Origin of the sequence: Pseudomonas sp., from assembly GCF_049590575.1 — a bacterium.
In the GTDB taxonomy this organism is placed as follows: Bacteria; Pseudomonadota; Gammaproteobacteria; order Pseudomonadales; family Pseudomonadaceae; genus Aquipseudomonas.
On sequence record NZ_JBAWDE010000303.1, the window covers coordinates 1 to 8895 of the forward strand.

At 63.1% G+C, this 8895-nt stretch carries 7 protein-coding genes and 1 pseudogene; 2 read left to right on the plus strand and 6 right to left on the minus strand.

The window, feature by feature from the left end:
• The coding region (fruB, locus tag WBR57_RS21155) for a fused PTS fructose transporter subunit IIA/HPr protein (protein ID WP_424086295.1) at nt 1-1729 on the minus strand (1729 nt) is incomplete at its 3' end.
• A gap of 294 nt (nt 1730-2023) precedes the next feature.
• On the opposite strand from fruB, the gene cra reads away from it, so the two are divergent.
• Both cra and WBR57_RS21165 read left to right on the plus strand, forming a co-directional pair.
• A complete protein-coding gene (gene cra, locus WBR57_RS21160) occupies nt 2024-3019 on the plus strand; it encodes a catabolite repressor/activator (protein WP_424086297.1) in 996 nt (331 codons plus the stop codon).
• 2 nt (nt 3020-3021) lie between these two features.
• Nucleotides 3022-3801, plus strand: coding sequence for a TatD family hydrolase (locus tag WBR57_RS21165; protein ID WP_424086299.1), 780 nt, complete (start codon nt 3022-3024; stop codon nt 3799-3801).
• A gap of 3 nt (nt 3802-3804) precedes the next feature.
• On the opposite strand, the gene WBR57_RS21170 is transcribed toward WBR57_RS21165, so the two are convergent.
• The 5 genes and pseudogenes from WBR57_RS21170 to WBR57_RS21190 form a co-directional block, all read right to left on the minus strand.
• On the minus strand, nt 3805-4518 hold the full coding sequence (locus WBR57_RS21170; RefSeq protein WP_424086307.1) for a methyl-accepting chemotaxis protein: 714 nt from the start codon (nt 4516-4518) through the stop codon (nt 3805-3807).
• Between the two features lie 144 nt (nt 4519-4662).
• Nucleotides 4663-5802, minus strand: a pseudogene (locus WBR57_RS21175) (HAMP domain-containing protein); the annotation flags it as partial.
• A gap of 190 nt (nt 5803-5992) precedes the next feature.
• Nucleotides 5993-6829: a regulatory signaling modulator protein AmpE gene (gene ampE / locus WBR57_RS21180; protein ID WP_424086301.1), complete on the minus strand. Its 837-nt coding sequence runs from the start codon at nt 6827-6829 to the stop codon at nt 5993-5995.
• Nucleotides 6826-7389, minus strand: coding sequence for a 1,6-anhydro-N-acetylmuramyl-L-alanine amidase AmpD (gene ampD / locus WBR57_RS21185; RefSeq protein WP_424086303.1), 564 nt, complete (start codon nt 7387-7389; stop codon nt 6826-6828). Before ampD ends, ampE begins: the two co-directional genes overlap by 4 nt.
• A 61-nt stretch (nt 7390-7450) precedes the next feature.
• Nucleotides 7451-8895, minus strand: a 1445-nt coding sequence (locus tag WBR57_RS21190) for a DUF1631 family protein (protein ID WP_424086305.1), incomplete at its 5' end; no start/stop codon positions are given.

The following is an 8895-nucleotide window of genomic DNA, read 5'->3' on the forward strand; positions in this document are numbered from 1 at the left end:
TGGCGCCACCGCGCGCGGTGAGAATACCGGCGACACGCGCCGGGTCCAGGCGCGCCACATCGGACGGTCCGACTTCGTCCATAACCAGGATGTACGGCTCGCTCGGCTCCTGGGCAGTTTCGACGCCGCACAGTTGCGCCAGCACCCGGCGACCAATGTCACGCAGGTCGGCGGCGCGCTCGGCGAGCAAGGCGTCCTGCAACGATTCCTGCTGCTTGGCGGCAGCTTCGATCACGCTCATCCACGCGGCTTCGGCGCTTTCGCCTTGCTTGAGGCGGGTGTCGACTTCGTCGGTGAGTTCCGGGTCGTCGAGCATTTCCTGGTGGGTGATGAAAATCTCGCGGATGGCCTTGGCCTGGCTGCGCTCGATCAGGCCCTGGATATCCCGGCGTACGTCGGCCAAGGCATCTTGCAAACGTTGACGCTCAATGGCGGAGGATTCACCGCGCAATGGGTAATCGAACACGTGCTGAACCTGGACATGCGCCGGGCCGATGGCGATGCCGGGCGCGGCGGCGATGGCCTGAAGCTGACTGCCGGACAGTGGCGCGCTGACAACGGGTTCGATGTCGAGCACGGCGGGCTGGGCGCTCACGGTGGGCAGCGGCTCGACCTCTTCACCCAGGCCTTCTTCAACGGCGGCCAGCAAGGCTGGCAGTGCATCGTCGGCAATCGTCGGTTCAGCGACAAACTCCAGCACCTGGCCACGCCGGGCGCCGAGGCTCAGCAGTTTGCTCAGGCTTTTGACCGACACGGCGCCGACCGGGCCATCAATGACGCGCACGCGGATGTCGCCTTCAAAATTTTTCGCCAGCTGCGCGAGGATTTTCGCCGGGCGCGCGTGCAGGCCGTGGGCGTTGGCCAGGGTGATGCGGGCGCTGGGCCAGTCCGCGGGCAGTTCGCCGCCGAGCACTTCTAGCACCGCGCGGCTGCTGGTGGCACGGCCCAATTCCTGGCCGCGACCTTCGATCAGCAAGGCGCACAGGCGCTCCAACAAGGCTTGATGGGCTTCGCCCAGGCTGGCCAGGCAGAACAGGCCGTTGAGCGGCTGGCCGAGGTAGCGCATCGGTTTGTCCGGGGTGACAAACGCCAGGCCCGGACGCTTGACGGTCTGCTCGCTGTGCAGCCACCACAGGCCATCACCCAGGGGCAGCGCATCGACCTGTTGCAGCACGGCGGCGAAACCATTGCTTACACAATCGGCCTGCCGCAGCAGGCGTGCGCCCCGCCATACCAGCTCTTCGAAGTCATCGGCAGACACGCCCAGGCTGATCATCTGCGCGTCCAGCGCCAATTCCTGCGGCGCGCCTTGCAACAATTTCAGCAAGGCTTCGGCGGAACCGGCACGGCGCAGCGCCTGGCCCAGGTCGGTTTCACCGAGGGCACGGGTCAGCAGTTGCAAAAGGCGCAGGTGTTCATCGGATTTGGCGGCAATGCCGATTGCCAGGTAGACGATCTGGCCGTCGCCCCAGTCCACCCCTTCGGGGAACTGCAGCAGGCGCACGCCGGTGGAAAATACCTGGTCGCGGGTTTCGGGGGTGCCGTGAGGGATGGCAATACCTTGGCCGAGGAAGGTCGAACCCTGGGCCTCACGGGCCTGCAAGCCGCTGAGGTAGCCCTCGGCAACCAGGCCGTCGGCCACCAGTTTGTCAGCGAGCAGGTGCAGGGCGGCAGATTTATCCACAGCCGTCTGGCCCATGGAAATCTGCTCTACAGTGAGCTCAAGCATGCCGTTCTCCTAGTTAGTGCGGTGACCGCACTAGGTATTGTTTTGAATAAAACAGTGTAATGGTGTTCCGTAATTACTGACTGAGCAGTCAATGGGCAGTAGGCACTCAGTCGCGAACTTCGTAAAAATACGCTGGCTGAAACGTTTAATCTAGAATTTATGGCAGATTACGCGTTAATTACGCATCCTTGAAGAACCACTCGGCACTTGCGCCAGGACATTGGTCGTATGCATTAATCGGTTACGATTGGACAAAGTGTCGGGGCAAGCTCCAAAAAACAAGGAAATCCCGGATTGAAACTCAGTGATATCGCGCGTCTCGCCGGTGTGTCCGTGACCACCGCCAGCTACGTCATCAATGGCAAGGCCGAGCAACAACGGATCAGCAACGCAACCGTCGAACGGGTGCGTGCCGTGGTTGAAGCCCATGGCTTTACTCCCAACCCTCAGGCGGCCGGGCTGCGCAGCCGGCATACGCGCACCTTGGGCTTTATCCTGCCGGACCTGGAAAACCCCAGTTACGCACGTATCGCCAAGTTACTCGAGCAAGGCGCGCGGGCGCGTGGCTATCAGCTGCTGATCGCCAGCTCCGACGATGAAGCCGTCAGCGAGCGCCAGCTGCTGCAACTGTTCCGCGCCCGCCGTTGCGATGCGCTGTTTGTCGCCAGCTGCCTGCCGGCCAGCGATGACAGTTACCGCGACCTGCAAGCCAAGGGGTTGCCGGTGATTGCGATTGACCGGGTGATGGAGCCCGGGCAGTTCTGCTCGGTGGTCAGCGATGACCGCCAGGCCTGCCAGCAATTGACCAGCAGCCTGCTGCAGCCGCTGCCCAAGCAGATCGTGCTGATCGGCGCGCGGCCCGAGCTGAGCATCAGCCAGGAACGCGCGGCAGGTTTTCGCGAAGCGCTGCACGGCTTCACCGGCGAGGTGCTGGTAGAACACGGCGAAGCGTTCAGCCGCGACTGTGGCCGACAGCTGATGGAGCAATTGCTGCAACGCCTGGGGCATTTGCCTGACGCGCTGGTGACCACGTCCTACGTGCTGCTGCAAGGTGTGTTCGACGCGCTGCATGACTTTCCATTGAAGTCGCGACCGCTGCGCCTGGGCACCTTTGGCGATACGCAGCTGCTGGACTTCCTGCCGCTGCCGGTCAACGCCATGGCCCAGCAACATCAGCTGATCGCCGACACCGCGCTGCGCCTGGCCCTGGCGGCCATCGAGGAAGAACACTACCAACCCGGCGTGCACGCCATCGGCCGCACGTTCAAGCAGCGGATCCACGAGGCCTGAGCGTGGAGCTGATCGACACCCACACCCACCTGGACTTCCCGGACTTCGACAGCGATCGCCGGGAAATCCTCGCCCGCAGCCGTGCACTGGGCGTCAGCCGCATGGTGGTGTTGGGCGTGTATCAGCAGAATTGGCAGCGTGTGTGGGACCTGGTGCAAGCGGATGAAGGATTGTTCGCCGCATTTGGCCTGCACCCGGTGTACCTGGACGACCATCGCCCTGCCGACCTGACTGAACTGGGCGACTGGCTGACCCGCCTGCGCGGCCATCGGCAAGTGTGCGCGGTCGGCGAGATCGGCCTGGATTACTTCATCGAAACCCTGGACCGTGAGCGCCAGCAAACGCTGTTCGAAGCCCAACTCAAGCTGGCAGTGGACTTCCAGTTGCCGGCGCTGCTGCACGTACGCCGCAGCCACGCGGCGGTGATCGCCAGCCTCAAGCGCATCCGCGTACCACGCGGCGGCATCATCCATGCGTTTGCCGGCAGCCGCGAAGAAGCCCGCGAATACCTCAAGCTTGGCTTCAAGCTCGGCCTGGGTGGCGCTGCGACCTGGCCCCAGGCCCTGCGCATGCACAAGGTGCTGGCGCAGTTGCCGCTGGACGCGGTGGTGCTGGAAACCGACGCGCCGGACATGGCGCCCGCCATGTACCCCGGCCAACGCAATAGCCCGCACCATTTGCCGGATATCTGCGTCGCCCTGGCCGAACGCATGGGCATCAGCCCACCAGCGCTGGCTGAGGCGAGCACCCGCAACGCCTGCGAGCTGTTCAACTGGCAGTAGCGATTACACCCGAAACGCGCCGATCAGTTGCTTCAACTCGATCACCTGCGTCGACAGCACACGGCTCGCGGCTTCGGTCTGGTGCGCGCCCTGCGCCGCATGTTCCCCGGCGCGGTTGATGGCGACAATGTTCTGGTCGATATCGTGGGCGACGGCGGTCTGCTGCTCCACGGCGGCGGCGATTTGCTGGTTTTGATCGACGATCATACCCACGGCACCGAGGATATTTTCCAGGGCCTGTTGGACTTTTTCCGACTGCCCGACCGTGCCATTCGCCGTCTCATGGCTGCTGCCCATGGCCTTCACTGCCGCCGCCACGCCACTGTGCAAGCGGCTGATCATCTGTTCGATTTCTTCAGTCGAATGCTGGGTGCGCCGGGCCAGTGTGCGCACCTCGTCGGCGACGACCGCAAAACCGCGCCCCTGCTCACCGGCGCGTGCCGCTTCGATGGCGGCATTGAGTGCCAGCAGGTTGGTTTGCTCGGCGATGCTCTTGATCACTTCCAACACGCTGCTGATGGACTGGCTGTCGCTGGCCAATTGGTTGATGACCCGCACCGACTGGTCGATCTGCGCGGCCAGCTGCGCGATGCAGCCCTGCTGGGATTGCACCAGGCCGCGGCCGCTGACGGTTTCATCATTGACGCTGTGGGCACTGCTGACGGCCGCCGCCGCACTGCGCGCGACTTCCTGGGCGGTGGACGACATCTGGTTCATTGCCGTCGCCACCTGCTCGATCTGGCTGCGCTGGTCGCTGACGGCCTGGTTGCTCTGGGCCGAGACGCTCTCGACCTGGCCGGCCTGGAGCTCGACCTGGCTGACGGTGTGCCCGACGCGCTCGATCAAGTCATGGATCTTCGCCACGGTACCGTTGAACACCTGGCCCAGGTCGCCCAACTCGTCGCGGCTGTGGGCGACGAAGGTGACCGTCATGTCGCCGGCGGCGACCTTGTCCATCATCGAGCCCAAGCGTCGCAGCGTGGTGCGCGTCGACGCATAAAAACCGGCGTACAGATAGAAGATCAGCAAAAACACGGCGCTCAGGGCCGAGACCAGCACCACCATGTGCGTGCGGTTCTGCGCCAGGCGTTGTTCCAATTGCTGTTGCACAAAGGTCAGGGTGGCGCCATCCAGCTGGTAGGTGTGGTCCATTAACTGGCTGACCCTGTCATAGAAATCTTGCCAGGGTGCGTCGAGGGTTTCGGCCATGACCACCTGCTCTTCGAACAGCTCGCTGCCTTGCTTGAGGCTGGCGTTACTGGCCTTGGCCAAACCGTCGAGCGCGGTGTGCGCGGCGTTACTGGCGCCCAGGGCATCCTGCAACTTCAGCGCGTATTCGGCCTGGAGTTTTTCCAACTGCTGCAGCAACTCGTCAAAGCGCGTACTGGACGATGAATTGAGAAACCCCTGGCCCAGGGAATACGCGCCCATCGCCCGGCCTTCGCCCAGGGTTTGCGTGACTTGCGGGGTAACGCTGGTGATCAGTTCGCTGAGTTGGCGCAAGTCACTTTGCGGGTCACGGCTGAGCCCGGATTGGCTGGCGATGATCTGGCTGAGCATCTGCGCCTTGTTCAGCAACTTGCCGATCAGCGCACTTTTGCTCAATAACGAGGTTTCCTGTTGCTGGGCCTTGAAGGCGGCCACCAACTCGTCACGCTTGCCCTCGAAGGCAGCGATTTGTTCCGGCTCGGTGGTCATGGCCTCAAGGCTTTGCAGACGGCTCAGCACGCTGCTTTCCAGCGCGCCAATCTTGCCCTCCAGATCACCCGCCTTGCCGGCTTGGCCGAGGGTCGCGTTGATTTGCACCTGGTTGTTGAGGGTTTCCAGGTCGCGGCGCAGGGCCAGGCTGTTGCCGAGCAAATCGAGGCTTTGCAATTCGATGCGCGTGCCCTGGAATTCGCGCCAGGAATCGCGCACCAGGTAATAGTTGGTCGCCAGCATCGGCAGCAGGAACAGCACGCTGATCAGGCTGAACTTCATGCCGAAACTCAGACGGTTCATCAGCGCGACGGCGGGATAGAGCAAGCTCTTCACAGGTGAACTCCCTTCCTATTATTTTTATTTGAGGCGCAGGGCGGCGGCACAAAGCCACTATTTGGCGCTCTGCTTATATAGCTCAAATTGAAAGGGAGTTTTGTAACTTAAGGTTAACGGCAGGGGCGACGGGCTCGCCCCTGCCACGGGGGGGTGGTCAGGGCAACACGGTCCAGATGGCAAACCCGGCGTACCACAGCACGGCGGCGCGCAGCAGCAGTTCCCACAAGCGGTCCAGGCTGTTGATGCCGTCGGCACCGACGACCGGCGGCGGGATTTCCGCGGCCACCAGGCCGACTTTTTCCATCAGTTGCTCGGCGCTGATGTCCCAGCTCAACAACTCGTGCAGCATCACGCGGCTGACCGCGACAAAGTTGCCGACCAAGGCAAAGCTCGCCGCGAGCAGGCGCACCGGCAACCAGTCGAAAGCATGTCGCAGCTGTCCGGCACGTTCGGCCACCAGCGGGTTGTTGCTGTGTTCACTGGCCAGCGCCAGCAGGCGATACGCCAGGGCGGCGACCGGCCCCAACAGGAAGTACCAGAAAATCACCGCGAAAAAGCTCTGGTAGGCCTGCCACAACAAATGCCCCTGCACGCGCTCGAGCAGCTGTTCGCCGCTCTCGGCGCTCAGGCTCAAATCGCGCTCGGCCACGTGCTCGGCGGCTTGCAGGTCGCCCCGCCGCCAGGCGTCGCGAAACGGGCCGAGCCCGCCCAGCAAATCCCCACGGCCAAGGCTGTAAATCACCACCAGCAGGTGCACCGGCAACGCCAGCAAACCATAGGCGACCGGCTGCAACACCAGCAGCAACAGCGCTAGCAATGCCACCGGCAACAACACCAGTACGGTCAGAACCAGCCAGGGGTGCTTGCCCATGCGCGGGCTCGATTCCAGCTTGGCCAGTTCACGCAGCCAGCCGCCATCACGCTGCAACCGCCGACGCAGGGCCGAGAACTTCTCGATCCACACGGCCAGCACCAACACCAGAAAACTCATCTTGCGTGTCCTCCATCCTGCAGGGCGCTGCGATAGCGCGTCCAATCAAACGCCGGGCCGGGGTCGGTCTTGCGCCCCGGGGCAATATCGCTGTGACCACAGATGCGCTGTGGGATGATGCCTGGATAGGCAGCCAGCAACTGGCGGGTCAGGTCGATCAGCGACGCATATTGAGCGTCGGTGAACGCCAGGTCATCCGTGCCTTCCAGCTCGATACCCAAGGAAAAATCATTGCAGGTTTCACGCCCTTCGAAGCGCGAGACCCCGGCATGCCAGGCGCGGTCGAGACAGGACACAAACTGCGTCACTGCGCCGTCGCGCTCAATCAGAAAATGCGCGGATACCCGTAAGTCTGCAATCCCCTCAAAGTAGGGATGTTCCGTGACATCCAGGCGATTCTGGAAAAACTCCTGCACTTTGCCGGTGGCGAACTGCGCCGGTGGCAGGCTGATGTTGTGCACCACCAGCAGAGAGATTTCGCCGGCGGGGCGTTCATTGAAGTTGGGCGAAGGGCAATGGCGGATGCCCTGGCACCAACCGCTGGCGGGGTCCAACTGCATACAGGTTCCTTGAACGAGACAAAGTGTTACCAGTATGCCGCGTTCGCCCCTGTGGTTGCGATCAATTGCCGTGATTGAGTTGCCGCAGCTCGCCGACCACCGCCGTCAAGGCGCGCTCGAACAATGGCCCATCATCCAGGCTGTGCAGCACGCCACGCTTGAACGCCTGCGCCAACTGGCCGGCGCTTCGCTCCAGCACCTTGAGGCCGGTGCGGCTGACGAAAATATACTGGTTAGCCGGTGCCATGATCGCGGTAAGCCGGCAGCGCTGGGCAGTGCCGGCAGCTTCCTCGAACTCCAGCCAGGCGCCGATGCGCAATTGATGAACCTTGAGCAGGTCGGGGTCATCGGCCGGCAAATCCGGGGTCGGTTCGTGCACAGACGTACTGAACACAAAGGGCTCGCGCACTTCGACCAACTCGTCCACGCCATCCGGCGCCTGCAGATGCAAGGCTTGCAACCGGACAAAGAATTCACGGGTACTGAAGGGGTCGAACGCGGCGCTGGTCAAACCGTCGCGCAACGCTTTGAGCAACCCTGGCAGCTGTTCCAGCAAGTGGCGACCGGCTTCAGTGTCTTGTCGCAGGCTGACGCTCCAGACCAGTTCATCCAGGGTGCGCAACCCCGCCTGCCATTGCACCGACTGCTCGCCGTACTTGAGGCTGGCCAGCAACAGCACCTGGCTCCAGGCCTGCTGCAGGAATTGCACCACCGCGCGCGGTAGCGTCTTGCCCAACAGCCGCCGATTCAGCACCTGCGCCACCCGCTCGCGGGCCGCTTCGGTGAGCAGGCGCGCTTGCTCGGCATCGCGAGTGTGCTGTTCAAGCAGCTCGCTGCGCCGCCGCTCATCGGCGGTAAACCCGCAGAACTGCTCCAGCAACAGCGAAAAAATCGCCGGGTCTTCGACGAACTCGTTGAGCAAACGCTGCACCACCTGCTCAATGCGCAGGTACAGGTTGTCGCGCTGGTAGTCGTCGCGCGAGCTCCAGCCCATGGCCGCGCCAGCGATTTCATTCAGCAGGCGGCGTGCGGGATGGCTGGCGCGACTGAAAAAACTCTTGTCCCGCACGGCCACTTTCAACATCGGGATCTGCAGGCGGCCGATCAAGGCTTTGAAAGCATCGGGCACAGTGCGGTCGCTGAGGATGAACTCAAACACCAGCGCGATCAGGTTGATCACGTCTTCGTCCGAGTCCTCGACGACCCGCGACTTGCCACTCTTGACGCTGACGCGGGTGAGCAACTGCTCAAGCTGGTTGCGCAGGTCAAAATCGTCTTCAGCCTCCGGCTCCGGCACGTACTGCTGCAAATGCGACAGCATGCGTACCAGGTCGCGGGTAGCAATGGGCTGGGGTTCAGCGGCGGCTTCAAGGGTGGGCGCCACGCTGCCGCGCAGGGGCGCCAGCATTACCTGCAAAGCAGCGAAGGCTTCCTGGCCGTTTTCGTCGACGAGCGGTTCGGTGCTCGGTTGCGCTTGCGCGCTCGACGGGCCGCGGGGCGCACGCC